Origin of the sequence: Janthinobacterium sp. 61, assembly GCF_002846335.1 — a bacterium.
Classification (GTDB): Bacteria; Pseudomonadota; Gammaproteobacteria; order Burkholderiales; family Burkholderiaceae_D; genus Janthinobacterium.
Genome location: NZ_PJMQ01000001.1, coordinates 2,469,223 through 2,494,229, shown reverse-complemented (window position 1 = coordinate 2,494,229; position 25,007 = coordinate 2,469,223). Strand labels below are relative to the sequence as shown.

Annotated in this window: 24 protein-coding genes; 20 read left to right on the top strand and 4 right to left on the bottom strand. The window is 60.9% G+C overall.

The window, feature by feature from the left end; all coding sequences use genetic code 11:
* Positions 1-38: 38 nt before the first annotated feature.
* Positions 39-545, bottom strand: a complete 507-nt coding sequence (locus tag CLU92_RS11405) for a DUF1993 family protein (RefSeq protein WP_101481980.1) — start codon at positions 543-545, stop codon at positions 39-41.
* A 263-nt stretch (positions 546-808) separates the two neighbouring features.
* Here CLU92_RS11405 and CLU92_RS11400 point away from each other — a divergent pair, with 263 nt between their 5' ends.
* Positions 809-3,934: an EAL domain-containing protein gene (locus CLU92_RS11400; protein ID WP_101481979.1), complete on the top strand. Its 3,126-nt coding sequence runs from the start codon at positions 809-811 to the stop codon at positions 3,932-3,934.
* A 10-nt stretch (positions 3,935-3,944) separates the two neighbouring features.
* A complete protein-coding gene (locus tag CLU92_RS11395) occupies positions 3,945-6,218 on the top strand; it encodes a xanthine dehydrogenase family protein molybdopterin-binding subunit (protein ID WP_180338496.1) in 2,274 nt (757 codons plus the stop codon).
* Between the two features lie 3 nt (positions 6,219-6,221).
* Here CLU92_RS11395 and CLU92_RS11390 read toward each other — a convergent pair whose 3' ends face one another.
* Positions 6,222-6,653 (bottom strand): thioredoxin family protein, encoded by a 432-nt coding sequence (locus CLU92_RS11390; protein WP_101481978.1) that lies wholly within the window; start codon positions 6,651-6,653, stop codon positions 6,222-6,224.
* A gap of 279 nt (positions 6,654-6,932) precedes the next feature.
* On the opposite strand from CLU92_RS11390, the gene CLU92_RS11385 reads away from it, so the two are divergent.
* Positions 6,933-7,850 carry a 23S rRNA (adenine(2030)-N(6))-methyltransferase RlmJ gene (locus CLU92_RS11385; protein WP_101481977.1) on the top strand — a complete coding sequence of 306 codons (918 nt, stop codon included), beginning with the start codon at positions 6,933-6,935 and terminating at the stop codon, positions 7,848-7,850.
* 182 nt (positions 7,851-8,032) lie between these two features.
* Here the strand turns inward: CLU92_RS11385 and CLU92_RS11380 are convergent, their stop codons facing one another.
* Positions 8,033-8,782 (bottom strand): SAM-dependent methyltransferase, encoded by a 750-nt coding sequence (locus CLU92_RS11380; protein WP_101481976.1) that lies wholly within the window; start codon positions 8,780-8,782, stop codon positions 8,033-8,035.
* Positions 8,783-8,876: 94 nt separating this feature from the next.
* The gene (locus CLU92_RS11375) at positions 8,877-9,485 is read right to left on the bottom strand and encodes a Maf-like protein (RefSeq protein WP_101484631.1); all 609 of its coding nucleotides are present in this window, start codon (positions 9,483-9,485) and stop codon (positions 8,877-8,879) included.
* A 235-nt stretch (positions 9,486-9,720) separates the two neighbouring features.
* Here CLU92_RS11375 and CLU92_RS11370 point away from each other — a divergent pair, with 235 nt between their 5' ends.
* The 17 genes from CLU92_RS11370 (at position 9,721) to era (ending at position 24,980) form a co-directional block, all read left to right on the top strand.
* Positions 9,721-10,218, top strand: coding sequence for a DUF177 domain-containing protein (locus CLU92_RS11370; protein ID WP_101481975.1), 498 nt, complete (start codon positions 9,721-9,723; stop codon positions 10,216-10,218).
* Between the two features lie 191 nt (positions 10,219-10,409).
* A complete protein-coding gene (gene rpmF, locus CLU92_RS11365; protein WP_010399517.1) occupies positions 10,410-10,592 on the top strand; it encodes a 50S ribosomal protein L32 in 183 nt (60 codons plus the stop codon).
* A 210-nt stretch (positions 10,593-10,802) separates the two neighbouring features.
* Positions 10,803-11,870, top strand: a complete 1,068-nt coding sequence (gene plsX / locus CLU92_RS11360; RefSeq protein WP_101481974.1) for a phosphate acyltransferase PlsX — start codon at positions 10,803-10,805, stop codon at positions 11,868-11,870.
* 15 nt (positions 11,871-11,885) lie between these two features.
* Complete coding sequence (locus CLU92_RS11355) at positions 11,886-12,884, top strand: beta-ketoacyl-ACP synthase III (RefSeq protein WP_101481973.1); 999 nt, start codon at positions 11,886-11,888, stop codon at positions 12,882-12,884.
* 31 nt (positions 12,885-12,915) lie between these two features.
* Positions 12,916-13,857, top strand: a complete 942-nt coding sequence (fabD, locus tag CLU92_RS11350; protein WP_101481972.1) for an ACP S-malonyltransferase — start codon at positions 12,916-12,918, stop codon at positions 13,855-13,857.
* 49 nt (positions 13,858-13,906) lie between these two features.
* Positions 13,907-14,650 carry a 3-oxoacyl-ACP reductase FabG gene (fabG, locus tag CLU92_RS11345; protein ID WP_099763133.1) on the top strand — a complete coding sequence of 248 codons (744 nt, stop codon included), beginning with the start codon at positions 13,907-13,909 and terminating at the stop codon, positions 14,648-14,650.
* Positions 14,651-14,828: 178 nt separating this feature from the next.
* Positions 14,829-15,068 (top strand): acyl carrier protein, encoded by a 240-nt coding sequence (gene acpP, locus CLU92_RS11340; protein ID WP_008449912.1) that lies wholly within the window; start codon positions 14,829-14,831, stop codon positions 15,066-15,068.
* A 29-nt stretch (positions 15,069-15,097) separates the two neighbouring features.
* On the top strand, positions 15,098-16,348 hold the full coding sequence (gene fabF / locus CLU92_RS11335; protein WP_101481971.1) for a beta-ketoacyl-ACP synthase II: 1,251 nt from the start codon (positions 15,098-15,100) through the stop codon (positions 16,346-16,348).
* A 130-nt stretch (positions 16,349-16,478) separates the two neighbouring features.
* On the top strand, positions 16,479-16,976 hold the full coding sequence (locus CLU92_RS11330) for a hypothetical protein (protein ID WP_101481970.1): 498 nt from the start codon (positions 16,479-16,481) through the stop codon (positions 16,974-16,976).
* An 87-nt stretch (positions 16,977-17,063) separates the two neighbouring features.
* Positions 17,064-17,666 carry an RNA polymerase sigma factor RpoE gene (rpoE, locus tag CLU92_RS11325; RefSeq protein WP_101481969.1) on the top strand — a complete coding sequence of 201 codons (603 nt, stop codon included), beginning with the start codon at positions 17,064-17,066 and terminating at the stop codon, positions 17,664-17,666.
* Between the two features lie 72 nt (positions 17,667-17,738).
* A complete protein-coding gene (locus CLU92_RS11320; protein WP_101481968.1) occupies positions 17,739-18,074 on the top strand; it encodes a sigma-E factor negative regulatory protein in 336 nt (111 codons plus the stop codon).
* Between the two features lie 226 nt (positions 18,075-18,300).
* Positions 18,301-19,785 (top strand): DegQ family serine endoprotease, encoded by a 1,485-nt coding sequence (locus CLU92_RS11315; RefSeq protein ID WP_101481967.1) that lies wholly within the window; start codon positions 18,301-18,303, stop codon positions 19,783-19,785.
* A 112-nt stretch (positions 19,786-19,897) separates the two neighbouring features.
* On the top strand, positions 19,898-20,143 hold the full coding sequence (locus tag CLU92_RS11310) for a glutaredoxin family protein (RefSeq protein ID WP_101481966.1): 246 nt from the start codon (positions 19,898-19,900) through the stop codon (positions 20,141-20,143).
* Between the two features lie 315 nt (positions 20,144-20,458).
* The gene (gene lepA / locus CLU92_RS11305; protein ID WP_101481965.1) at positions 20,459-22,249 is read left to right on the top strand and encodes a translation elongation factor 4; all 1,791 of its coding nucleotides are present in this window, start codon (positions 20,459-20,461) and stop codon (positions 22,247-22,249) included.
* Between the two features lie 2 nt (positions 22,250-22,251).
* Positions 22,252-23,169, top strand: coding sequence for a signal peptidase I (gene lepB, locus CLU92_RS11300; RefSeq protein WP_101481964.1), 918 nt, complete (start codon positions 22,252-22,254; stop codon positions 23,167-23,169).
* Positions 23,170-23,260: 91 nt separating this feature from the next.
* A complete protein-coding gene (gene rnc / locus CLU92_RS11295) occupies positions 23,261-24,076 on the top strand; it encodes a ribonuclease III (RefSeq protein ID WP_077406693.1) in 816 nt (271 codons plus the stop codon).
* Position 24,077: 1 nt separating this feature from the next.
* Entirely contained in the window at positions 24,078-24,980 is a 903-nt protein-coding gene (era, locus tag CLU92_RS11290) for a GTPase Era (protein WP_034749612.1), read from the top strand.
* The last annotated feature ends 27 nt before the right edge of the window (positions 24,981-25,007 follow it).

Genomic DNA, 25,007 nt, shown 5'->3' with positions numbered 1-25,007 from the left:
CCGCGAGGGTCTGACCCCAGATCTTTCAGCGTCAACGATCAATAGCTGCCGATAAAGTCTTTTTTACCGACTTCGATGCCATTGTGGCGCAAGATGTCGTACGCCGTCGTCGCGTGGAAGAAGAAGTGCGGCAGCGCGTAGTGGAACAAATACGTCTGGCCCGTGAAGTGCTTGGTCTTTTCGCCGCTGCCGGTGGTGATGGCGCGCGTTTCGCTGCCGTCGATGTCCGCTTGCGGCAGGTTTTCCAGAAAGGCGATGGTTTTCACGATGCGCGCCTTCAACTCTGCAAAGCTCTGTTCGCTGTCTTCATACGGTGGCACGGCCACGCCGGCCAGGCGCGCGCCACAGCCCTTGGCGAAGTCGGTGGCGATCTGGATCTGGCGCACGAACGGCAGCATGTCCGGGAACAAACGGAATTGCAGCAAGGCGTTCGGGTCGATTTTCTTGTCTTGCGCATGCGTTTCCGCCTTGTCCAGGATGGCGGCCAGGCTGCCCAGGATCTGTTTGAAGACGGGGATGGAAGCGGAGTAGATGGAGAAGGTCATGGTGGTTCCTCGAGGTAAAGTGGCGCGATGATAGCAAGCCGCGCGTTTTTCTGCTGGCGCTTGCCCGGTGCGCCAGCCTGCGTGTGGTTTTTCAGCCCTGTCTATATGGCATGACGTCGCCATTGGCACGTGTTTATTGGTGACTTTTCCCGCTTTTTCCATGCATAATTGCTCCTGAAAAAGTTTTCCCCCGCCATATCACCCGAATTCCCCTGTAAAAAATTCCATGATCGCCTGCCTGATCCCTGTTGCCCTGTTGCCGCATGTTTAATTCGCCCTATCAGCGCCTGCGCGCCAGCCTGCGCGTGCTGTACGGCTCGTCGATCTATGGCGCCCTGCTGGTGGTGGTGTTCGGGGGCCTGGTCGTGCCGGCCATCTTCGGCAGCTATCTGCTGGTCGGCGTGCATGAGCGCCAGTCGGCGCGGACCAGTCTGAACGAAGCCTTGCAGCGCAATGCCGACATCCTGGCGCTGGGCATGCAGGAGTCGCTGTGGAACATGAATGCGGAATCGGCCCATTCACTGGTCGAGTCGGTGATGCGCGACCGCTCCGTGCTGCTGGTGAAAGTGCTGGGGCAGGGCGACACGGAATTCATCAGCCTGCAGGCACCGCAGCGGCCCGTGGGCAATCTGTACCGTGCCGAGCGCGACATCCTCGTGCGCGGCGAACGCATCGGGCACGTCGTCGTCGAGATGGACGATGCGCGCAGCCAGCAGGAGCTGCGCGAAAAGCAGATGTCCTATATTTTCGTGCTGGGCGCACAACTGGCCGTGTCGATGGCGCTGATCGTGCTGTTCCTGAACCGCCGCCTGTTGAAGCCCCTGCGCCGCCTGACGCGCTTTTCCGACCGCCTGTCGCACGGCGATTTCGACACGCCCCTGGCCTCGCACAGCAACGACGAACTGGGGCGCCTGACGGCCCAGCTCGAGCAAATGCGCGCCGCCATCCGCCAGTTGTTCGAGGATGTGGGCCAGCGCGAAGAGCGTTTCCGCACCATTGTCACGCAGGTGCCGGGCGCCGTCTTCCGCTACCGGCCCGACGGCCCCATCGATTTCGTCAGCGATGCCATCGAAGACATCGCCGGCTATTCGGCGCGCCAGTTCATGCGGGGCACCACGCACGCCTGGGCCGACCTGATCTGCCCGGAAGACCGCCGCGAGCACCGCCGCGCCGTGCGCCAGGCGGTGCTTGAGGTGCGGCCGTATGCGCTGGAATACCGCATCATCGACGCCTTCGGCATCGAGCGCTGGGTGGCCGAGAATGGCCAGCCGCAGGCGGGCGAGCAGGGCGTCACCTGGGTCGACGGCATCATTGCGGACATCAGCCAGCGCAAGCACCACGAGATGCGCATCGAGGCGCTGCTGACGGAGCAAAGCGCCATCCTCGACAACGTGATGTTCGGCGTGATGTTCGTGCGCCACCGCCGCATCATTTCCGTCAACCGCCGCTGCGAGGAGCTGTTCGGCTACGGTCACGCCGAAATGACGGGCAGTTCAACCGCCATCGTGTTCATGACGTCGTATGACTTCGAAGAGGCGGGCGAGCGCCAGTATCCGGCGCTGGCGATGGGCGGCGATTTCAGCGAGGAGCGCCAGTACAAGCGCCGCGACGGCAGCCTGTTCTGGGCGCTGGTCAGCGGCTGTGCGCTCGACCCCCTGCGCCCCAACGAAGGCAGCATCTGGGTGTACGCCGATATCACGGCGCGCAAGGAAGCGGAAGAAAAGCTGCGCCTGTCGGCCACCGTGCTGGAACACATCGCCGACGGCGTGATGGTGGTCGACGCCGAGGGCATCATTGTCACTGTCAATCCCGCCTTTACGCAGATCACGGGCTACGGCGAAGCGGAGGCGTTGGGCCGCCATTCATCGCTGAACCGCTCGGCGCGCCACGACGCGGCGTTTTACCAGGCCATGTGGAGCGAGTTGAAGGCCAGCGGTTTCTGGCGCGGCGAAATCTGGCACCAGCGCAAGAACGGTGAAATCTACCTGGAGTGGCTGACCATCAGCGCCGTGCGCGACACGCGCGCCGTCACCACCCATTACGTGGGCGTGTTCAGTGACATCACGCTGATCAAGGAGTCGCAGGAAAAGCTCGACCACATGGCGCACCACGACCCGTTGACGGCGTTGCCGAACCGGCTGCTTTTCCACGACCGCCTGCAGCACGCCCTGCTGCGCGCCGCGCGCGAGCAGGAGCAGCTGGCCGTGCTGTTCATCGACCTGGACCGTTTCAAGAACGTCAACGATACCCTGGGCCACCATGTGGGCGACGAATTGCTGCAAAAGGTGGCCGGCCAGCTGGCTGCCCGCTTGCGCGAGGGCGATACCCTGGCGCGTCTGGGTGGCGATGAATTCATCGTGCTGCTCGAATGCATCGACGGCGAGTACGGCGCCACGCAGGTGGCGGAAAAGCTGATGACCATGTTCGACCAGCCGTTCACGGTGGCTGACCACGAATTGTTCGTCACCTGCAGCGTGGGCATCAGCCTGTATCCGGACGATGCGCTGGACTTGAACATGTTGATCCGCAATGCCGACGTGGCCATGTACCAGGCCAAGGCGCGCGGGCGCAATGGCTACCGTTTCTATGCGCCGTCGATGACGGGCGAGGGCGTCGAGCGGCTGCGCCTGGAAACCTTTTTGCGCCGCTCGCTGGAAAAGAACGAGATGTTCCTCAATTACCAGCCGCAGGTGGAAATTGACACGGGCCGCCTGGTCGGCGTGGAGGCGCTGGTGCGCTGGAACCACCCGGAACTGGGCCTGGTGCCGCCGGCACGCTTCATCCCGCTGGCCGAGGACAGCGGTTTCATCAACCAGCTGGGCAAATGGGTGCTCGACGAGGCATGCCGCCAGATGATGCGCTGGCAGGCGCAGGGCTTGCGCGTGCCGAAGATGGCCGTGAACCTGTCCGTCAAGCAGTTCGAGCGGGGCAGCATCGCCGGCATGGTGGCCGATATTTTGCAGGAAACGGGCCTGGAGCCGCAGCGCCTGCAGCTGGAAGTGACGGAATCGGTGATCATGAATACGGGCGATGCGCTTGGTTTCATCAACGATTTGCATGCCATCGGCGTGGGACTGGCCATCGACGACTTCGGCACCGGCTATTCCTCGCTCGCGTATCTGAAACAGTTGCCCGTGCAAACCCTGAAGATCGACCGCTCTTTCATCAAGGATATCTCGACGGACGTGAATGACGAAGCGATTGCGATTGCCATCATCCAGCTGGGCAAGAGCATGCACTTGTCGGTGATCGCCGAGGGTGTGGAGACGGAAGAGCAGGCCGCCTTCCTGCTGCGCCATGGCTGCAAGCTGGCGCAAGGTTATTTTTATAGCCGCCCGGTGCTGGCGCAGGATATGCTAGAGCGCTGGATCGATCAATCACCACCATAAAGGATAGCCCATGGCCGCACAATCCTCCCCGTCGCGCCGCCGTTTCCTGCTGGGAGGCCTGGGCCTCGGCGTGGCCGGCGTGGGCGCCCTGGTGCTGGGCTGGGGCGTGCTGCCGCCGCGCCAGCGCCTGAACGGCAGCGCGCCGCTGCCGCTCCAGGATGGCGCCGTGGCCCTGAACGGCTGGCTCGCCATCGGTGGGGACGGCATGGTGATCCTGGCCATGCCGCGCAGCGAGATGGGACAGGGCGTGCATACGGCCTTGCCCATGCTGGTGGCCGAGGAACTCGACGTGCCTTTGAGCAGCGTCAAGCTGATCCAGGCGCCCATGGATAAAATCTTTGGCAATGTCGCCATGCTCAAGGATAGCCTGCCTTTCCACCCGGACGACCAGGGCCGCCTCAAGGCGCTGGCGCAATGGACGGTGGCCAAGGCCGCGCGCGAGCTGGGCGTGATCGTCACGGGCGGTTCGTCCAGCGTGAAGGATGGCTGGGCTCCCATGCGCGAAGCGGGAGCGTCCGCGCGTGCCATGCTGGTGGGCGCCGCCGCCGCGCAGTGGCAAGTGCCGGCCGCGCAATGCCGCACGCAGGATGGCGCCGTGATCCACCCGGACGGCCGGCGCGCCAGCTACGCCAGCCTGGCGCAGCGCGCCGCCAGCGTAGCCCCGGGCACGCCCGTGCTGAAACTGCCCAGGGATTTCAAGCTGATCGGCCAGCCAGCGCCGCGCCGCGACACGCCTTCCAAAGTGAATGGCAGCGCACGTTTCGGCATCGATGCGCGCCCGCCCGGCATGCTGTACGCGGCCCTGCATTTGCCGCCGCGCCTGGGCGACACCCTCGCCGCGTTCGATGCGGCACCCATCCTGACCATGCCCGGCGTCAAAAAGGTGCTGGACTTGACGCCGCACCTGGCGCAGCGCAGTGCCTCTTGCGTCGCCGTGGTGGCCGATACCTGGTGGCGCGCCAGGCAGGCCGCCGCCGCCTTGCCGATGCAGTGGAAGGCCGGTGCCCAAGCGGGCCTGTCCAGCGCCGGCGTCTACGCGGAGTTTGCCCGCCGCTTGGACACGGAAGCTGGCCATGCCTACCACGCCAGCGGCGAGGTCGAGGGCAAGGGCTTGCAGGGTTTGCGCAGCGTCAAGGCCGAGTACCGCGCGCCGTTCCTCGCGCACGCTGCCATGGAACCCGTCAACTGTACCGCGCAGGTCAAGGATGGCAAGGTGATGCTGTGGGTCTCGACGCAGGCGCCCGGCATCGCCGTTGACGTGGCGGCGAAGGTGGCTGGCGTCGACGCGAAGGATGTGACGATCGAGGTGCTGCTGCTCGGTGGCGGTTTTGGCCGCCGCCTGGAGGTGGATATGGTGGCGCAAGCCGTGGCCATCGCGCTGCAGTGCGATGGTGCACCCGTGCAGCTGGTGTGGACGCGCGAACAGGATACACAGCACGATATGTACCGTCCCGCCGCGCTGGCCCGTTTTTCGGCACGCCTCGACGAGCATGGCCGCATCGCCTCCTGGGATAATAAATCCGTCAGCGGTTCCATTACGCACCAGTTTCTGCAACGCAACTTCGGCTTGCCCGGCGCGGGGCCTGACAAGACCACGGCAGAAGGCGAATTCGACATGCCGTATGAAATCGCCAACCAGCGCATCGCCCACGTGATCGCCGACAGTGCCGTGCCGATAGGCTACTGGCGCTCGGTGGGGCATTCGCACAATGCGTTCTTCAAGGAAAGTTTTATCGATGAGCTGGCGCATGCGGCCGGACAGGACAGTATTGCTTTCCGCCGCGCCATGCTATCGAAACATCCGCGCCACCTGGCCGTGCTCGACGCGGCAGTTGCCAAGGCGGGCAGTGCGCCGCCCGGCCATGCGCATGGCGTGGCCTTGCACCAGTCGTTTGGCAGCATCGTCGCGCAGGTGGCGCAAGTGTCCGTGGAAAATGGCGAAATCCGCGTGCAGCGCGTGGTGTGCGCCATCGATTGCGGCATTGCCGTCAATCCGAACATCATCGCCCAGCAGATGGAGTCGGCCGTGCTATTCGGCCTGTCGGCGGCGCTGGGTGGCGAGATTACCTTCAAGGATGGCAAAGTCGAGCAAGGCAATTTCCACGACTATCCCGTGCTGCGCATGGGCCAGGCACCCGAAGTGGAAACCATCATCATCGCCAGCGCCGAACATCCCGAAGGCGTGGGCGAACCCGGTACGCCGCCGATCGCGCCGGCCGTGGCCAATGCCGTGTTCAGTTTGACGGGGAAACGGCTGCGCAGCCTGCCGCTGCGGCTGGCCTGATGTTTATTGTGCCAGGGTGGCGGCCAGCATGTTGCGCAAATTGCAGTCGCGCTGCCAGTCGCGCCGCTCCTGTGTGCTGCTGGCCAGCGCCGCCAGTTCGTCCCCGCTGAGCGCCTGCTGCGCCTGCACCATGCGGTGCGCCAGGCCGCCGTCGGGCAGCACCGTGCCGAAGAAAGCCACATTGTTCTCGCGCTGGATCAGCAGGGTGGGGAAGTTGTCGATGTCGAGGTCGCCCACCACATCGGCCTGGTCTTCGATGTCGATCCAGACGAAGACGGTGTCCGGGTGGCGCGCGGCCAGTTCCTCGAACGTGGCGCGGTAAGTGCCGCAGGTGCCGCACCACAGCGCGCACAGGCAGGCCACCGTCCAGCGTGGGCCGGCCAGGGCTGCCGCGACATCGGCGCGGTTATCGGTCGTGAGGGTCAGGCTGTGCATGGCTGTGTCTAATTAGTCGTCTGATGGGCGCGGGGCGCCCGATGCGCGTATTCTACCGCGCCCGACCGCGGCAGTCCCGGGAAAGCATGGCCTTGTTTAACGGTGTTTTTTGATGCAATACACCTTTCTGGTGGATAATGCTGGTAATTGCGCGCTGATTACGCTGGTCCATGCTGTTTCCTGGCCCCGCAGCCTGACTCCTCCAGTCTGTTTTCATGCCCTGCCCGGTGTCAGCGCAGCCCCGCCTTTGTTTATTTTTATTATGGAATTAGCCAGCTTATGTTGAGTTACCGCCACGCCTTTCACGCGGGTAATCACGCCGATGTGTTGAAGCATTATGTGCAGATTCAGTTATTGCAATATCTGAATCAAAAAGATACCGCCTATAGTTATATCGATACCCACTCCGGCGCGGGCGTGTATGCGCTCGACGGTGGTTATGCTTCGAAAAATGCCGAGTACGAAACGGGCATCGCGCCCCTGTGGGATCGCACGGACTTGCCCGCTTCGCTGGCCGAGTACATGAAGCTGATCAAGGAAATGAATCCGAGCGGCAAGATGCGCTACTACCCGGGGTCGCCGTACTGCGCCGACAAGGTCAGCCGCGAGCAAGACCGTCTGCGCCTGTTCGAGCTGCATCCTGCCGATGCAAAGATTCTGGCTGACAACTTCCGCAAGGTCGAGGCGCATGCGCTGGCCCAGGGCGAGCGTCCTACCGTGCGCGGCAAGCGCGTGCTCATCACCAAGGCCGACGGCTTCCAGAGCCTGAAAGCCCTGCTGCCGCCGCCATCGCGCCGCGCGCTGGTGCTGATCGACCCGCCGTATGAAGACAAGATGGATTACCGCAAGGTCAAGGATACCCTGGCAGACGCCCTCGTGCGCTTCCCGTCGGGCATCTACGCTGTCTGGTATCCGGTGCTGCAGCGCATGGAATCGCGCCAGTTCGCCGACAAGCTCAAGCAACTGCCCAGCTCGGACTGGCTGCACGTGACTCTGACGGTCAACACGCCGTCGCCGGACGGTTTCGGCTTGCACAGCAGCGGCATGTTCATTTTGAACCCGCCGTACACGCTGGAGCCGATGTTGCGCGAAGTCATGCCGTACCTGGTGAAGGTATTGGGCCGCGACGATGGTGCCAAGTTCGTGCTGGAAACAGGTAAGGGCGGCCAGAAAAACACGGGCACACGCCGAGTCTGAGGACACCTGGCCAAACCTACTGCGCGTCGGTATAGGCGGCCTGCGATGCTCACCATACTAGAGTACGGTTGCGCTTCTTAGCCACCTCTCCCTTCCGCTCGCGACGGTTTTGTCAGGTGTCGTAACTATCGTAGTTGAGCAAAGTAAAACGCCACGGCAAATATGTTCGTGGCGTTTGTCGTTTACTGTCCCAACAACAGGAACACGGTCGGTTTCTTGTGGAAGTCCGGTGCTTTGCCGGCAGCCAATTGTTTCTTCCACTGCCCGCCATTCCACGTTTGCACGCTTTCCGTGTCCAGGCTCAGGTCGGTGGCGACGCAGATCAGCGTCGAAGGTGCGCATTGCGCCACCAGCGCTTCGAGCATGGCGGCATTGCGGTACGGCGTTTCGATGAACAGCTGGGTCTGCTTTTCCATGCGCGAACGCAGTTCCAGTTCCTTGATGCGTTTGGCGCGCAGGGCCGCATCGGTGGGCAGGTAGCCGTTGAAGGCGAAGCTCTGGCCGTTCAAGCCGCTGGCCATCACGGCCAGCAGGATCGACGACGGGCCTACCAGCGGGCGCACTTTAATGCCGTGCTGATGCGCCAGGCGCACCAGGTCGGCGCCCGGGTCGGCCACGGCGGGCACGCCCGCTTCCGACACCAGGCCCGCATCGCGTCCCGCCAGCAGCGGCGCCAGCAAGCCGGCCAGCGCTTGCGCCGGGGTATTCACGTTCAGTTCGGAAATCGTAATTTCCTGCAAGGGCTTGGCCAGCGGATGCTGGTTGCCGATCAATTTCAGGAAGGCGCGCGCCGTCTTGGCGTTTTCCGCAACGAAATAATCGAGTTGCGAAGTGATTTGCCGCACCTGCTCGGGAATGATGTGGGCCAGCGGGTCGGCCGGGCTGTCGGACAGGCCGAGGTGGTTGGGAATCAGGTACAGGGTGCCGGTCATATTGTTAGCTTTGTATTGGCCGGGGTCAGTCCCTCCGGGATCGCAGTGCGCTCCACTGGAACACACTGCCCCGTCGGGTCTGGCCCCAGGGTGATTAAAATGTAAAAAACGTCACGCCAGCGCGGCGCAGCATGCCCGTCAGGGCGATCAGCGGCAGGCCGGTGAGGGCAGTAGGGTCGACACTGTCGATACGTTCGAGCAGGGCGATGCCCAGGCCCTCGTTCCTGGCGCTGCCGGCGCAATCATATGGCTGCTCGATGCGCAGGTAGGCGTCCAGTTCGGCATCGGGCAAGTCGCGCACGGTGACGAGGGTCTGGATATCTTCCACTTGCGCCACGGCGGGCGACTGGCGCCCGTCGAGCAGGCACAGCGCCGTGTGGAACACGGTCTGGCGCCCGCGCATGGTTTGCAGCTGCAGCAGGGCATTGCCGTGATTGCCCGGCTTGCCGATTTGCGCACCATCCAGGGTGGCGACCTGGTCGGAGCCGATGACGAGGCTGCCAGGGTGGCGGTCGAGTACGGCCTGCGCCTTGGCCTGGGCCAGGCGCAGGGCTGTGGCGCTGGGGCTTTCGCCTGACAGGGGGCTTTCGTCGAGATCGGGCACGGCGACCTCGAAAGGCAGGCGCAGGCGTTGCAGCAATTCCTTGCGGTAGGTCGAACTCGATGCAAGAATCAAGCGCAATGGGGCGGAAGTTGGTATCATTCGGTAGTGGATGGCGGCCGGCATGGCCGCACTGGTCGATGTCAGTGGAATTTCACGCAAATTCCAGGGCGCAGAGCCCCTAACTGAGGCCCCATGCGGCATGACGGTGTTGATGAATTTATAACTGAGTTTGTCACGAATACGGCAATCATTGCGTCAAAAAAGATGCTTAGGCTTTGACTCGGTGCTGAAAACCCTGTTATTATCGCAGGTTTTCCGGGGAAATTTTCTACCAATGAATGCTTTTGTGATCGACGCCTTTGATTTTTGTCGTATCAGCGGGAGCCGCGAGGGTGTAACTCCTGTCGCTGAAATGACCCGGTTGACCAAGGATTGTGCAGATGCTTCCGGCGAGATCGCCTGGAAGATCGTCGGCGGCACCAGCAAGCTGGGCTACCCACAACTGACCTTGTCGGTCAACGGCACCGTTCAGCTGGTTTGCCAGCGCTGCCTGACTCCGTATGCTTACGCAATTGATTCGACGACCACTCTGATGCTGGGCAAGGATGACGAGCACGCGGACGAGATCGAAGAAATCATCAACGATGAAACGATCGACGTGATCGTCGGCAGCCGCAGCATGGATGCCGCGGCCCTGATCGAAGATGAAGCCTTGCTGGCCCTGCCGCAGGTACCCAAACACGACGTCTGCCCCGATACGGCGCAGCTCGATGCTCTCAAGACTGAAAAGAAGTCGCCGTTTGCGGCCCTGAAGGACTTGAAGCCAGAATAATTTGTAGTGCGTAAAGAACGTGTCAAACGCGTGTTGTAATCGAGTATGGCAAGTGTAGTGAAAATGTAATTGTAATAAACGATGTCGGTCCGGGCTATTTTCGGGTAGTCTTTGCCGCTGGGATACTCGATTCGCATGTATTTGCCAATCGATTGTGCTAAAATTTTAGAACTTATGTATTAGGAGTCATCATGGCAGTTCAACAGAACAAGAAAACCCCTTCCAAGCGCGGCATGCACCGTTCGCACGACTTCCTGGTCGCGCCGCAATTGAGCGTCGAGCCAGTTACCGGCGAAACACACCTGCGTCACCATATCAGCCCTAACGGCTTCTATCGTGGCCGTAAAGTGTTGAAGACCAAAAACGACGAGTAATCAACGTTTTTGTTGGGTAAGATGAAAGCGGTGTTGCGTGGTTATTCGGCGTGGCGCCGCTTCTTCTTTTCTATCGGCTGCAATTCATCTTGCGCACCCGTCATTTTGAATCACGCTGTCCAGGTCTGTGCATGACATGCTGCGCCCTGCATATGCTCCAGTCCGATTCACATCTTGCCGCACGCCCGCAGCGGTATTGAATCAACACAAATGACAATCAAAATTTCTATCGACTGCATGGGCGGAGATCATGGTCCCTCAGTCACTATCGCCGCAGCAATTTCCTTCGTAAAACATGAGCCTGAAGCCGAACTGATCCTTGTTGGATTGGAAGACGTGATCCGTGCCGAACTGAAGAAACATAAAGCCGACACGCATCCGCGCCTGTCTGTATTGCATGCCTCCGAACAAGTTACCATGGACGATCCCCTGGAAGTGGCCCTGCGCCGCAAGAAGGATTCCTCCATGCGCGTGGCCATCGAACAGGTCAAGAGCGGCGCGGCGCAAGCCTCCGTTTCCGCCGGTAATACGGCAGCCCTGATGGCCGTGTCGCGCTATGTATTGAAAACCATGTCCGGCGTCGACCGCCCGGCCATCTGCAGCATCCTGCCGAATCAAAAGAACGGCCCGACCTACATGCTGGACCTGGGGGCCAACGTCGATTGCGAACCGCATCACTTGCACCAGTTCGCCATCATGGGTTCCGTGCTGGTGTCCGCCATGGAAGGTATAGCCCGCCCGACGATCGGCTTGCTGAACGTGGGCACGGAAGATATCAAGGGCAATGAAGTGGTGAAACTCACCGCGAAGCTGCTGCAGGCCGACCACGAGCGTGGCGCGCTGAACTTCTACGGCAACGTGGAAGGCAACGATATTTTCAAGGGTACGACCGATATCGTCGTCTGCGACGGTTTTGTCGGCAATGTCACCCTGAAGGCCATCGAGGGCCTGGCGCGCCTCATGAAGGACGTGCTCACTTCCGAATTCAAGCGCAACCCGATCACCATGCTGGGTGCACTGATCGCCCGGGGTGCCCTGAGGGCCATCGGCAACCGCCTGAATCCTTCGCGTTACAACGGCGCCAGCCTGCTGGGCTTGCGTGGCCTTGTCTTCAAGAGCCATGGCAGCGCCGATGCCTATTCGTTTGAATGGGCCTTGCGCCGTGCCTTTGATGCGGCAAAAAATGACGTGCAAGCGCACTTGGCCAGTCTGATCGCCGAGCTGATGCCGCGCACGCCAGTACCGGATGAACCTACTTCAACAAGCTCTACCATTTAGTGGACGGGTACTTGCATGACTGTTTTTAGCAAAACTTACAGCAAAATTATCGGCACCGGCAGCTACTTGCCGGAGAAGCGCGTCACCAATCAGGACTTGACAGAACAGCTCGCCGCCAAGGGCATCGAGACGTCGGATGAATGGATCGTCTCGCGCAGCGGTATCTCGGCGCGCCATTACGCGGCGCCGTCGCAAAACTCCTCGGACCTGGGCGTGGAAGCGGCCAAAAAAGCCCTGGAAATGGCGGGCCTGAGCGGCAACGACCTGGACCTGATCATCGTCGCCAGCTCGACCCCCGATTTCTTCGGCAGCTTCCCCAGCACCGCCTGCATCGTGCAGAGCAAGCTGGGCATCACGAATAACTGCGCCGCCGTCGACGTGCAAGCCGTCTGCAGCGGTTTTGTATATGCAGTCGCTACCGCCGATAGCTTTATTCAATCTGGCATGCACAAGAATGTGCTGGTGATCGGCGCGGAAGTGTTTTCGCGCATCCTCAATTTCGACGACCGCGGCACCTGCGTGCTGTTCGGCGACGGCGCCGGCGCCATTGTCATGACGGCCTCCAAGGAGCCCGGCATCCTCGCTACCAAGCTGCATGCAGATGGTCGCCACTCGAACATCCTCAGCGTACCAGGCAGCGTGGCAGGCGGGGCGCTGGCCGGCAGTGCCTTCCTGTACATGGATGGCCCGGCCGTGTTCAAACTGGCCGTGTCCGTGCTGGAAAAGGTCGCGCACGAAGCCTTGGCCCACGCCAACATGACATCGGACCAGATCGACTGGCTGATCCCGCACCAGGCGAACATCCGCATCATGAACAGCACGGCCAAGAAACTCGGCTTGCCGCTGGACAAGATGGTTGTTACCGTCGACCAGCATGGCAATACCTCGGCAGCGTCTATCCCGCTGGCGCTGGACATCGCCGTGCGCGACGGCCGCGTCAAGAAGGGTGACAACGTCATGATGGAAGGCGTGGGCGGCGGCTTTACCTGGGGCGCCGTGCTGGCGCGCATGTAATCCCGCAATACTATTAAAAAACGGAGTCGACATGACACAATTTGCATTTGTTTTCCCAGGCCAAGGCTCGCAAGCGATTGCGATGCTCGACGGTTTCGCCGGCAACCCCGTGGTTGCGCAGACCGTGGCCGAAGCGTCGGAAGCCCTGCAATTCGACCTGGGCAAGCTGATCGCCGAAGGGCCGAAGGAAGAGCTGGACCTGACCACCAACACGCAACCCGTGATGCTGACGGCGGCCGTGGCTTTCTACCGTGCCTGGCTGGCAGCGGGCGGTCCCGTGCCGAACGTTGTTGCTGGCCATAGTCTCGGTGAATACTCGGCGCTCGTCGCCGCCGGCGTCATTTCGTTCAAGGATGCCGTGCCGCTCGTGCGCTTCCGCGCGCAAGCCATGCAGGAAGCCGTGCCGGTAGGGCAGGGCACGATGGCCGTCGTGCTGGGCCTGTCGGATGACGACGTGCGCGCCGCCTGTGCGGAAGCGGCGGCGGAGAACCCGGCCCTGGTGGTCGAGCCTGTCAATTTCAATGCCCCAGCGCAAGTCGTCATCGCCGGCCACACGGCTGCAGTCGAGCGTGCCTGCGAACTGGCCAAGGCCAAGGGCGCCAAGCGCGCCATGAAGCTGCCCGTCTCGGCGCCATTCCATTCGTCGTTGCTGAAACCAGCATCGGACCGCTTGCGCGAGTACATGGCCGGCTTGGCGTTCGCCGCACCGCAGATCGCCCTGATCAACAACGTCGACGTGGCCATCGTCAACGATGTCGCCGGCATCAAGGATGCGCTGGTGCGCCAGGCAGCGAGCCCCGTGCGCTGGGTGGAAACCATGCAGAAAGTGGCTGCCGACGGCATCACGCAAGTGATCGAGTGCGGTCCGGGCAAGGTTCTGATGGGCCTGGCCAAGCGCATCGATCCGGTGCTGGTGGGCGACGCCATTGTTGACCAGGCCTCGCTGGAACGCATTTTGACGCAGCTCAAATAAACATCAGATTGCGGCAGCCTGCCTGCCGCGCTTGTTTTTAAGGATACTCATGAATTTAGCAAATCAAGTCGTGCTGGTGACGGGCGCTTCGCGCGGCATCGGTCGCGCCATCGCCACCGAACTGGGCAAGCAGGGCGCCACCGTAGTTGGCACTGCCACCTCGGAAAGCGGCGCGCAAGCCATCACCGATTACCTGGCCGCCGAAGGCGTGGCGGGCAAGGGTCTGGTCCTGAACGTGACCGATGCGGCGCGCTGCGCGGCCGTCGTCGATGAAGTGCAGAAAACCTATGGCAGCCTGTCGATCCTCGTCAACAATGCGGGTATCACGCAAGACCAGCTGGCCATGCGCATGAAGGATGACGAGTGGGATAGCGTCATTTCCACCAACCTGTCGGCCGTCGGCCGCCTGTCGCGCGCAGTACTGCGTGGCATGATGAAGGCCAAAGCTGGGCGTATCATCAATATCACGTCGGTGGTGGCCTCGTCGGGCAATCCGGGGCAAATGAATTACGCGGCGGCCAAGGCTGGCGTGGAAGGCATGAGCCGCGCCCTGGCGCGCGAAATCGGCAGCCGCAACATTACCGTGAACTGCATCGCCCCCGGCTTCATCGATACCGACATGACCAAGGCCCTGAGCGAAGAGCAGCACGCGGCCCTGTTGACGCAAATTCCCCTGTCCCGCCTGGGCAAACCGGAAGACGTGGCAGCGGCGGTGGCCTTTCTGGCCTCGCCGCAAGCGGCGTATATCACGGGCACGACCCTGCACGTGAACGGCGGAATGTACATGAATTGATGTGAAAGGCAGGCAGGGCGGGCGTTTGTGGCATGATTCAACGATCGTTTTTGTCTATAATCACATCTTTTAGCAGCAGCTTCGGTCGAATTAGCAGCAGACACCGAAATTAGTATTCGGACGCGCAAACCTGATAAAATGCGCGCACTTTCCGTAACACACACTTTGGAGCCATAACATGTCGGATATCGAACAACGCGTTAAGAAAATCGTCGCTGAGCAACTGGGCGTTGCAGAAGCAGACATCAAAATCGAATCCTCCTTCGTCGACGATCTCGGCGCCGATTCCCTGGACACCGTGGAACTGGTCATGGCCCTGGAAGACGAATTCGAAATGGAAATCCCTGACGAACAAGCTGAAAAAATCACCACCGTGCAACAGGCGATCGACTACGCCACCGCACACGTCAAGGCCTAAGCCTGTCTGACCGACTTCAGGAGAATCGCTTGAGCCGTTCTAAAAACCGTCGTGTTGTTGTCACCGGCCTGGGCTGTGTTTCACCTGTCGGCAATACTATTGCCGAGGCGTGGGGCGCAATCATTGAAGGTAAATCCGGCATTGCCACGATTACCAAGTTTGATGCATTGCCCTTCACCACGCATTTTGCCGGTGAAGTCAAAGGTTTCAATATCGAAGAGTACATCTCCGGTAAGGAAGCCCGCCACATGGATACCTTTATCCATTACGGCATGGCTGCAGGCATCCAGGCGATGCAGGACTCCGGTCTGGAAGTGACCGAGGAAAACGCCGAGCGCATCGGCGTGATCATCGGTTCCGGTATCGGCGGCTTGCCGCTGATCGAGGAAACCAAATCCGAGTACGAAAAGCGCGGTCCGCGCCGTATCTCGCCATTTTTCGTGCCTGCCTCGATCATTAACATGATTTCTGGCAACCTTTCGATCAAATATGGTCTGAAGGGTCCGAATCTGGCGATCGTGACGGCGTGTACCACCGGTTTGCACAGCATAGGCGCTGCCGCGCGCATGATCGAGTACGGCGATGCCGACGTCATGATCGCCGGTGGTGCTGAATCGACCGTGTCGCCGCTGGGCCTGGGCGGTTTCGCCTCGGCTCGTGCCTTGTCGACCCGCAACGACGATCCGGCAACGGCATCGCGTCCGTGGGATGCCGACCGCGACGGCTTCGTGCTGGGCGAGGGCGCTGGTGTCATGGTGCTGGAAGAGTATGAGCACGCGGTGGCCCGTGGTGCCAAGATCTATGCCGAAGTGCATGGTTTCGGGATGAGCGCAGATGCTTATCACATGACCTCGCCGCTGGAAGATGGTAGCGGCGGCAGCAAATCGGTGATCGCGGCCCTCAACAACGCAGGCTTGAATCCGGATCAGATTCAGTACCTGAACGCGCACGGCACGTCGACCCCGCAAGGCGACGTGGCGGAAGTGATGGGTATCAAACGCACCTTCGGCGAGCATGCCAAGCATATGGTCGTCAACTCGACGAAGTCGATGACGGGCCATTTGCTGGGCGGCGCGGGCGGTCTGGAAGCGGTGTTTACGGTCCTGGCGTTGCACCATCAGGTGTCGCCACCGACCATCAACATCTTCAACCAGGATCCGGCTTGCGATCTCGATTTCTGTGCCAACACGGCGCGGGATATGAAGATCGATTATGCGGTGAAGAATTCGTTCGGCTTCGGCGGAACGAATGGCACGCTGATTTTCGGTAAAGCGAAATAAGCAGGAACTTTCAAGCGCTCGCTACGGTCAAACCGTAGTGAGCGCTGATTCGGTGCCAACGTTCGTTGGTGCCTGAATTTGCCCGGCATGGTGCCGGCGCGCCTGATGTTTTCCCCTTTGAGTTGTCACTATGTCGATCGCGGTAGCGGCTGTCATTCGCACGCCTGTCTGTTTGCGCCTGCTGCAAGCGGTGCTGGGGCTGTGTGCTGTGCTGGCAGCCTGCCCCTTGAGCGGCGCGTGGCGCGTTGCGGCCCTGTCCGAGCCTGGCCCCGGCCAGCTGGTGGGCGGCTATGCGCTGGGCTGGCCCGGTGCCCTGCCGAGTGCGACTGGCGGCGTGTTTTTGCTGGCTTTGCTGCGCAAGCGCAGAAAGCCGCAGGTGCTTGATATTTCGCCGGTCGGCCAGTTGCGGCTGGGGGTATATCTGGAACATGGCGGGGCGCCGTTGGTGCCGCCTGTGCTGCGCCTGTTGCCCGGTTCGACCCTGTGGCCATCGCTGCTGGTGCTGTGCCTGGCCGATGCCGCGGGGCGACGCACGCAGGTGCTGGTGCAGCGTGGCAGCGCTTGCACCGCCTTCCGTCCGCTGGCCGTGGCGTGCCGGGCCATTGCGGCGCGGAGCGGGGACGAATAAAAGTGGGGCGAACACTGAACTTCTTGCAGCGGGCCAACTCTATATCCATACAGGCGCCCACGCTGCATGCGAACAGGGGCATCGGGCGTGAGCACAGAGCGCGAGTATGATCAGTTACTGGTCGAGCGGGTGCAGGCTGGCGACAAACGGGCATTCGATGTGCTGGTATCGAAATATCAGCGCCGCTTGATGCGTCTTGTGTCGCGACTTGTGAATGACCCGGCGGAGGCCGAAGATGTGGTGCAGGAAACCTTTATCAAGGCATACCGGGCGCTGCGCCATTTTCGCGGCGATGCCGCCTTTTATACCTGGTTGTATCGCATCGGCATCAATACGGCCAAGAATTATCTCGTCACGCAGGGGCGGCGCGCCGCCACGTCCTGCGATGCCGACGTCGAGCAGGCGGAATCCTTCGATGACGGCACTAAATTGCGCGACAACAATACGCCCGAATCCGTGCTGGCCAGCAAGCAGATTGCAGTCACCGTCAATGCGGCCATGGAAGTGCTGCCCATCGAGCTGCGCACGGCCATCGTGCTGCGCGAGATCGAGGGCCTCAGCTATGAAGAGATTTCGGAAATCATGGCGTGCCCCATTGGCACCGTGCGCAGCCGCATTTTTCGCGCGCGCGAAGTGATCGCGGAGAAATTGAAACCGTTGTTGGATATGCCGATTGACAAGCGCTGGTAATCTGGGGAGTATGAGGTTGGCATGGCTGCGTCCGGTTTCCGCAACTATTCTCTTGAAATGGCAGGACCCATCATGGATACGCATACACGATTGCACGAGACGATTTCCGCCCTGGCCGATGGTGAGCTGGCGGCGAGCGAACTCGAACTGGCTTTCGCGGCCCTCGATACGCCATCGGGGCGGCAAGCCTGGAATGCCTATCGCCTGATCGGTGACGTGCTGCGCTCGGAGCAGTGCGGCCATGCCTTGGGCGCCGAATTCGACGCACGCCTGGCCAGGCGCCTGGCCGCCGAGGCGGCGCCTGACGAGCAGGCTGTCCACGCGGAGCCATTGCAACCCCTGTCCTCTGCCATCGTGCCGCTGGGCACTGCCGAGCCGCTGGAGGCGGGGCCGCTGGCACAGCGCTAGCGCTGCGGCATCTTATGCCAGGCTTAACTTGCCCCTGGCCCTCTTGACACCGGACTTCGCTACGATTGACACTCTGTGCTGGCAATATCTTGCTTTTGCGATATATTGTTGCATTGCTTTCCATGCGCGCTGCCAGGTGTGTTTACCCCTGGGTCTCCGTCATGACGGCCAATCATGCGCGTAGGCAATCGCCTGATCCGTTTTAATACTCGAAAAGATCCTTTCCATGAAAAAAAACATGTGTGTCGCCAGCAAGTCGTTTTCAGTGAAGACGCTTTCCGCCTTATTGTTCGGTACGGCTGGTCTCTTTCTCGCTCCCACTATGCTGGGCCTGGCGCCACAGGCGCACGCGGCCGTGCCGGCCGTGAAGTTGCCTGATTTCGCTGACCTGGTCGATGCCGTCGGTCCGGCCGTGGTGAATATTCGTACCACCGAGCGCCTGAAGATGAATACGCCCGGTGCGGGCGGCCAGGATGAACAGGAAATGCAGGAATTCCTGCGCCGCTTCTTTGGCGGCGCCATGCCTGTGCCGCGCCAGCAGGCACCGCGTGGCGGTCGTCGCGCCGTGCCGCAGGAGCAGGAAGTGCAGCGCGGCGTCGGTTCCGGTTTCATCATCTCGGCCGATGGTTACGTGCTGAGCAATGCCCACGTGGTCGATGGCGCCGACGAGGTGTACGTGACCCTGACGGACAAGCGCGAATTCAAGGCCAAGGTGATCGGCGCTGACGCCCGCACCGACGTGGCCCTGCTGAAAATCGAGGGCGCCAACCTGCCGCGCCTGACCATCGGCGACTCGGACAAGATACGCGTGGGCGAGTGGGTGATCGCCATCGGTTCGCCATTCAACCTGGAAAATACGGTGACGGCCGGCATCATTTCCGCCAAGTCCCGCGATACGGGCGACTACCTGCCCCTGATCCAGAGCGACGTGGCCGTCAACCCTGGCAACTCGGGCGGTCCCTTGATCAATATGCGCGGCGAAGTGATCGGCATCAACTCGCAGATCGCCACTTTGTCCGGCGCCTACAATGGCATTTCATTTGCCGTACCGATCGATGAAGCCATGCGCGTGGGCGAGCAGCTGAAAAAGACGGGTAAAGTGGTGCGCGGGCGCATCGGCGTGCAGATCGGCGAAGTGAGCAAGGACGTGGCGGAATCGCTGGGCTTGCCGAACGCCAAGGGCGCGCAAGTGTCGATGGTGGAGCCGGGTGGCGCGGCCGACAAGGCGGGTATCAAGCCGGGCGACATCATCCTGAAATTCAACGGCGCGGCCATCGAGCGCTGGTCCGACGTGCAGCGCCTGGTCGGTGACGCCACTCTTAATGGCAAGTCCAACATCACCATCTGGCGCAATGGCGCGCAGCAGACCTTGCCCATCACCGTGAGCGAACTGGAAGGCGACAAGACGGCCAAGAAGTCGGAAGCGCAAGCCGTCAATGCACTGGGGCTGAAGGTCAGCGACGTGCCGGCCGAGAAAAAGCAGGAATTGAGGATCGACGCGGGCGCGCTGGTCGACGATGCGGGTGGGGTGGCGGCCCTGGCGGGCCTGCAGCCTGGCGATGTGATCTTGCAATTGAACAACGTTGCCGTGAAAGATGCCAAGCAGTTCAATGCCCTGGTGGCCAAGCTCGATCCGAAGAAGCCGTCGGCCGTGCTGGTGCGCCGTGGCAATACGGCGCAATTCGTCTCGCTGCGCCCGTCAGCCAAGTAAATTCTGGGGGTAGTCCCTGCGGGATCGGAATTCAAGCCACTGGCTTGAATTCCCCCGTCGGGACTAGGCGTCCCCGTCTGACCCCAGCCTTCCTCTGCGCCGTCACAAAAATATGCACTTCACTCTCTATTCCCGCAGTTACTGCCATTTATGCCAGGATATGCTTGACGCATTGTTCCTGTTGCAGTCGCCTGACAAGCCGTTTACGGTGGAAGTGATCGATATCGATGCCTCGCCCGATGCCTCGCTGCTGGCGCGCTTCGACGAACTGGTGCCGGTGCTGTTTGGCGACCTGGCGCAGCCGGAGCTCTGCCATTATTTTCTGGACGAGGCTGCCGTGCGTCGCTACCTTTCGTAGCTTAAATAACAATATTCACGCTGCATTGCACCATCCTGGTGCTGTAAACAGCTGAAAATGTCGGCTTGCCCAGTGCCGGCCTCTGAAAGACGGGCTTTCTACTCTGAAATCCGGTAAAATGGGAAGGTCGAAAAAGCTACTGTCCGAGGCAGCAGCTTCTGTCGCTTCAAAAGCGCTCGCCTGGGCATGCAGATGTCCTGCTCGGAGCGCTTTTTTCATCATGAGTGGGGCGCCCGGTGTTGGCCCTGTTTGGCCCGGACATGATCCCCTTGATTCCTGTTAAAGCAGTGTTGTCACTCGCACATATATTAGTTAATGAATAACATACGCAACTTCTCCATCATCGCCCATATTGACCACGGTAAATCGACCCTGGCTGACCGCATCATTCAATTGTGCGGCGGCTTGTCCGACCGCGAGATGGAGGCGCAGGTGCTCGATTCGATGGATCTGGAGCGCGAGCGCGGCATTACCATCAAGGCGCAGACGGCGGCCCTGCACTACAAGGCACGCGATGGCCAGATCTACAACCTGAACCTGATCGATACACCGGGTCACGTCGACTTCAGCTATGAAGTGTCGCGCTCGCTGTCCGCGTGCGAAGGCGCGCTGCTGGTGGTTGACGCGTCGCAAGGCGTGGAAGCGCAAACGGTCGCCAACTGCTATACGGCGCTGGACCTGGGCGTGGAAGTGGTGCCCGTCCTGAACAAGATCGACTTGCCGAACGCGGACCCACCGAACGCCATTGCCGAAATCGAAGACGTGATCGGCATCGACGCGGCCGACGCCGTGCATTGCTCGGCCAAGACGGGCTTCGGCGTGCTGGACGTGCTCGAGCAGCTGATCGTCAAGGTGCCGCCACCGAAGGGCGACCCCGATGCGCCGCTGCAGGCGCTGATCGTCGATTCCTGGTATGACGCCTATGTGGGCGTGGTCATGCTGGTACGCGTGGTCAACGGCACCCTGAAACCGAAAGACAAGATCCGCCTGATGGCCACCGATTCGGTGCAGCTGGTGGAAGACATCGGCGTATTTTCTCCCCGTTCGCAATCCTTGCCGCAATTGTCGGCAGGCCAGGTGGGCTTCATCATCGCCGGCATCAAGGAATTGAAGGCGGCCAAGGTGGGCGATACCGTCACCCTGGTCAGCCGTCCTGCCGCCGCGCCATTGCCTGGCTTCAAGGAAGTGCAGCCGCAAGTGTTCGCCGGCCTGTTCCCCGTGGAAGCGAACCAGTACGACGCGCTGCGCGACTCGCTGGAAAAGCTGAAACTGAACGACGCGGCCCTGATGTACGAGCCGGAAGTGTCGCAGGCGCTGGGCTTCGGCTTCCGCTGCGGCTTCCTGGGCTTGCTGCACATGGAAATCGTGCAGGAACGCCTCGAGCGCGAATTCGATATGGACCTGATCACCACGGCGCCAACCGTGGTGTATGAAGTGATCCAGCGCGACGGTACCATGATCAACGTCGACAACCCGTCGAAGATGCCCGATCCGTCGCGCATCGAGGAAGTGCGCGAGCCTATCGTCACGGTCAATCTGTATATGCCGCAGGAATACGTGGGTTCCGTGATTACCCTGTGTATCGGCAAGCGCGGCATCCAGATGGACATGAGCTACCACGGCCGCCAGGTCAAGCTCGTGTATGAAATGCCGATGGCCGAGATCGTGCTGGACTTCTTTGACCGCCTGAAATCGACGTCGCGCGGTTATGCCTCGATGGATTACGAGTTCAAGGAATACCGCGCGGCCGACGTGGTCAAGGTCGACATGCTGATCAACAGCGAAAAAGTCGATGCGCTGGCCATCATCGTCCACCGTTCGAACAGCCAGTACCGTGGCCGCCAGGTGGCCGCCAAGATGCGCGAACTTATCCCGCGCCAGATGTTCGACGTGGCCATCCAGGCGACCATCGGCGCGAACATCATTTCGCGCGAGAACGTGAAAGCCTTGCGCAAGAACGTGCTGGCCAAGTGCTATGGCGGCGACATCAGCCGCAAGAAAAAATTGCTGGAAAAACAAAAAGCGGGTAAGAAACGCATGAAGCAAGTAGGTTCCGTGGAAATCCCGCAAGAGGCATTCCTGGCAATTTTACAAGTGGATGGTTAATAATGAACCTGCAAGTAATTTTAGGGAACTTCGCTTTAATCCTGTTCGTGCTGATGGTGTTGACGGGCCTGGTCTGGTGCCTGGATGTGTTTTATCTGTCCAAGCAGCGCCGCAAGGCGGCCGACCGCGCCCTGGCTGATTTCGATGCGCGCCAGTCCAAGCTGGCCGCTGAGGGCATCAAGTCCGATGCGGGCGGCAGCCGCGCGACCATTGAGGCAGCGCTGTTGCGCCAGCCGACCTGGGTCGAGTATTCGGGCAGCTTCTTCCCCGTCATCGCCCTGGTGTTCTGCCTGCGCTCGTTCCTGTACGAGCCATTCAAGATCCCGTCGAGCTCGATGGTGCCGACCTTGCTGGTGGGCGATTTGATCCTGGTCAACAAGTTCACCTATGGCATCCGTTTGCCGATCGTCAACAAGCGCATCATTGAAGTCAACGATCCGCAGCGCGGTGACGTGATGGTGTTCAAGTACCCGAAAGATATGTCGCAAGACTATATCAAGCGGGTGATCGGCGTGCCCGGTGATAAAATCACCTATGAAAACAAGCGCTTGACGGTCAACGGCAAGGAAGTGCGGTACACGCCGCTGGACGACTACCTCGATGACGAAAGCACTGTGTATCACAAGCAGCTGGAAGAAAATCTGACGGGCGTGAGCCACCGCATCCTCAACGACGAACCGGCTCCCACGTTGAACTTGCGCGAAGTGAAGGATTTCCCGCACAAGGATGCGTGCAACTACAACGAAGACGGTTTTACGTGTGTGGTGCCACAAGGCAATTACTTCATGATGGGCGATAACCGCGACAATAGCGCGGACAGCCGCTACTGGGGCTTCGTGCCGAACGAGAACATCGTCGGCAAGGCATTCCTGGTGTGGATGAACTTCAGTAACCCGAAACGCGTGGGCGGCATACACTAGGCCGGCCAGGTCTCCAGAGACCACCCATGGCTGCCGCGCCGATTCCCCGCGCGGCGGCCAGCCGAATTACTCAGATGATACAGAAACAACAATGAATCTTCAGCTATTGCAAACCCGTTTAGGCTATACGTTCCAGGATGCTGGCCTGTTGCAGCAAGCCTTGACGCATCGTAGCCACAGCAGTTTGCATAATGAGCGGCTGGAATTCCTGGGCGACTCCATCCTCAACTGCGTGGTCGCCTCCATCCTGTACGAACGCTTCAAGTCCATCGACGAGGGCGACCTGTCGCGCCTGCGCGCCAACCTGGTGAAGCAGCAGTCGCTGTATGAGATCGCGCAAAAGCTGGAATTGTCGCAATTCCTGCGCTTGGGCGAAGGCGAGTTGAAGTCGGGCGGTTTCCGCCGTCCATCGATCCTCGCAGATACCCTGGAAGCCTTGCTGGGCGCGATTTTCCTCGATACGGGTTTCGACGCCGCCAGCACGGTGATCCGCGCCTTCTACATTCCCATCCTCGATTCGGTCGATCCGCAAACCCTGGGCAAGGATGCCAAGACCTTGCTGCAGGAGTTTTTGCAAAGCAAGAAAATTTCGCTGCCACAGTATAACGTGGTGGCCACCCATGGCGCCGCCCACAGCCAGGAATTCGAGATCGAGTGCCTGGTGCCGAAATTGAACATCCAGGTCTACGGCCGTGGCGGAAGCCGCCGCGCCGGTGAGCAAGCCGCCGCAAAACTGGCGCTGGACGTGGCCGAGCAGGCGCTGTTGAAGTCGCCAGCCGCCAGCCGCAAGCCCAAACCGCGCGCCGCCCAGCTCAAGCTGGCCGGCATTGCCACCATCCAGAGCGACGACGCGGCAGCCCCTGCGGCCCCGGCGATCGCCGCTCACACTAAACAGAATCGACACTAGCATGACAGCCACTAAAATGCCCGACAACTTCCGCTGTGGCTATATCGCCATCGTGGGCCGCCCCAACGTGGGCAAATCGACCCTGATGAACGTGCTGATCGGCGCGAAGGTCAGCATCACTTCGCGCAAGGCGCAAACCACGCGCCACCGCATCACGGGCATCCAGACGGTGCCGGATGCGCAGTTCATCTACGTCGACACGCCCGGCTTCCAGACGCGCCACTCGAACGCGCTGAACAAGACGCTGAACAAGACCGTCACGAACACCCTGATTTCCTCGGATGTGATTTTGTACGTGATCGAGGCGGGCACCTTTGGTCCGGCCGACCAGCAAGTGATGGACCTGCTGCCGAAGGAAGTGCCATGCATCCTCGTCATCAACAAATCCGACCGCGTCAAGGACAAGGCCGTGCTGCTGCCGTTCGCGCAAAAGATCGCCGCCATGCGCGACTTCGCCGCCATCGTGCCCGTGTCCGCCAAGCTGCATTTTCAGCTGGAAGGCTTGCAGAACGAGATCAAGCGCTTCTTGCCGGAAAACCAGCCCATCTTCGGACCTGACGACATCACGGACCGCAGCGAGAAATTCCTTGCCTCGGAAATCGTGCGAGAAAAATTGTTCCGCTTCGTGGGCGACGAATTGCCGTACACGAGTACCGTGCTGATCGAGAAATTCGAGCAGGAAGGCGATCTGCGCCGCGTGTTCGCCGCCATCCTGGTCGAGCGCGATACGCACAAGTCCATGATTATCGGCAACAAGGGCGCGCGCCTGAAGGAAGTCTCCACCCAGGCCCGCCTGGACATGGAAAAACTGTTCGGCGGCCCCGTGTACCTGGAAATCTGGGTCAAGGTCAAATCGGGCTGGGCCGACAACGAGGCGGGCTTGCGCGCCTACGGCTACGAGTAATCCGCAACCCGGGGGCGACGCCACACG

Bases quoted from the DNA above. Each gene is read 5' to 3' on its own strand.
- CLU92_RS11380 (WP_101481976.1), bottom strand. From the start codon at position 8,782: ATGACCGGCACCCTGTACCTGATTCCCAACCACCTCGGCCTGTCCGAC.
- CLU92_RS11390 (WP_101481978.1), bottom strand. From the start codon at position 6,653: ATGCACAGCCTGACCCTCACGACCGATAACCGCGCCGATGTCGCGGCA.
- CLU92_RS11375 (WP_101484631.1), bottom strand. From the start codon at position 9,485: ATGATACCAACTTCCGCCCCATTGCGCTTGATTCTTGCATCGAGTTCG.
- CLU92_RS11330 (WP_101481970.1), top strand. From the start codon at position 16,479: ATGTCGATCGCGGTAGCGGCTGTCATTCGCACGCCTGTCTGTTTGCGC.
- rpmF (WP_010399517.1), top strand. From the start codon at position 10,410: ATGGCAGTTCAACAGAACAAGAAAACCCCTTCCAAGCGCGGCATGCAC.
- CLU92_RS11405 (WP_101481980.1), bottom strand. From the start codon at position 545: ATGACCTTCTCCATCTACTCCGCTTCCATCCCCGTCTTCAAACAGATC.
- CLU92_RS11310 (WP_101481966.1), top strand. From the start codon at position 19,898: ATGCACTTCACTCTCTATTCCCGCAGTTACTGCCATTTATGCCAGGAT.
- CLU92_RS11395 (WP_180338496.1), top strand. From the start codon at position 3,945: ATGGCCGCACAATCCTCCCCGTCGCGCCGCCGTTTCCTGCTGGGAGGC.
- plsX (WP_101481974.1), top strand. From the start codon at position 10,803: ATGACAATCAAAATTTCTATCGACTGCATGGGCGGAGATCATGGTCCC.
- fabG (WP_099763133.1), top strand. From the start codon at position 13,907: ATGAATTTAGCAAATCAAGTCGTGCTGGTGACGGGCGCTTCGCGCGGC.
- lepA (WP_101481965.1), top strand. From the start codon at position 20,459: ATGAATAACATACGCAACTTCTCCATCATCGCCCATATTGACCACGGT.
- CLU92_RS11385 (WP_101481977.1), top strand. From the start codon at position 6,933: ATGTTGAGTTACCGCCACGCCTTTCACGCGGGTAATCACGCCGATGTG.
- fabD (WP_101481972.1), top strand. From the start codon at position 12,916: ATGACACAATTTGCATTTGTTTTCCCAGGCCAAGGCTCGCAAGCGATT.
- acpP (WP_008449912.1), top strand. From the start codon at position 14,829: ATGTCGGATATCGAACAACGCGTTAAGAAAATCGTCGCTGAGCAACTG.
- CLU92_RS11370 (WP_101481975.1), top strand. From the start codon at position 9,721: ATGAATGCTTTTGTGATCGACGCCTTTGATTTTTGTCGTATCAGCGGG.
- era (WP_034749612.1), top strand. From the start codon at position 24,078: ATGACAGCCACTAAAATGCCCGACAACTTCCGCTGTGGCTATATCGCC.
- CLU92_RS11320 (WP_101481968.1), top strand. From the start codon at position 17,739: ATGGATACGCATACACGATTGCACGAGACGATTTCCGCCCTGGCCGAT.
- CLU92_RS11355 (WP_101481973.1), top strand. From the start codon at position 11,886: ATGACTGTTTTTAGCAAAACTTACAGCAAAATTATCGGCACCGGCAGC.
- rnc (WP_077406693.1), top strand. From the start codon at position 23,261: ATGAATCTTCAGCTATTGCAAACCCGTTTAGGCTATACGTTCCAGGAT.
- CLU92_RS11400 (WP_101481979.1), top strand. From the start codon at position 809: ATGTTTAATTCGCCCTATCAGCGCCTGCGCGCCAGCCTGCGCGTGCTG.
- CLU92_RS11315 (WP_101481967.1), top strand. From the start codon at position 18,301: ATGAAAAAAAACATGTGTGTCGCCAGCAAGTCGTTTTCAGTGAAGACG.
- lepB (WP_101481964.1), top strand. From the start codon at position 22,252: ATGAACCTGCAAGTAATTTTAGGGAACTTCGCTTTAATCCTGTTCGTG.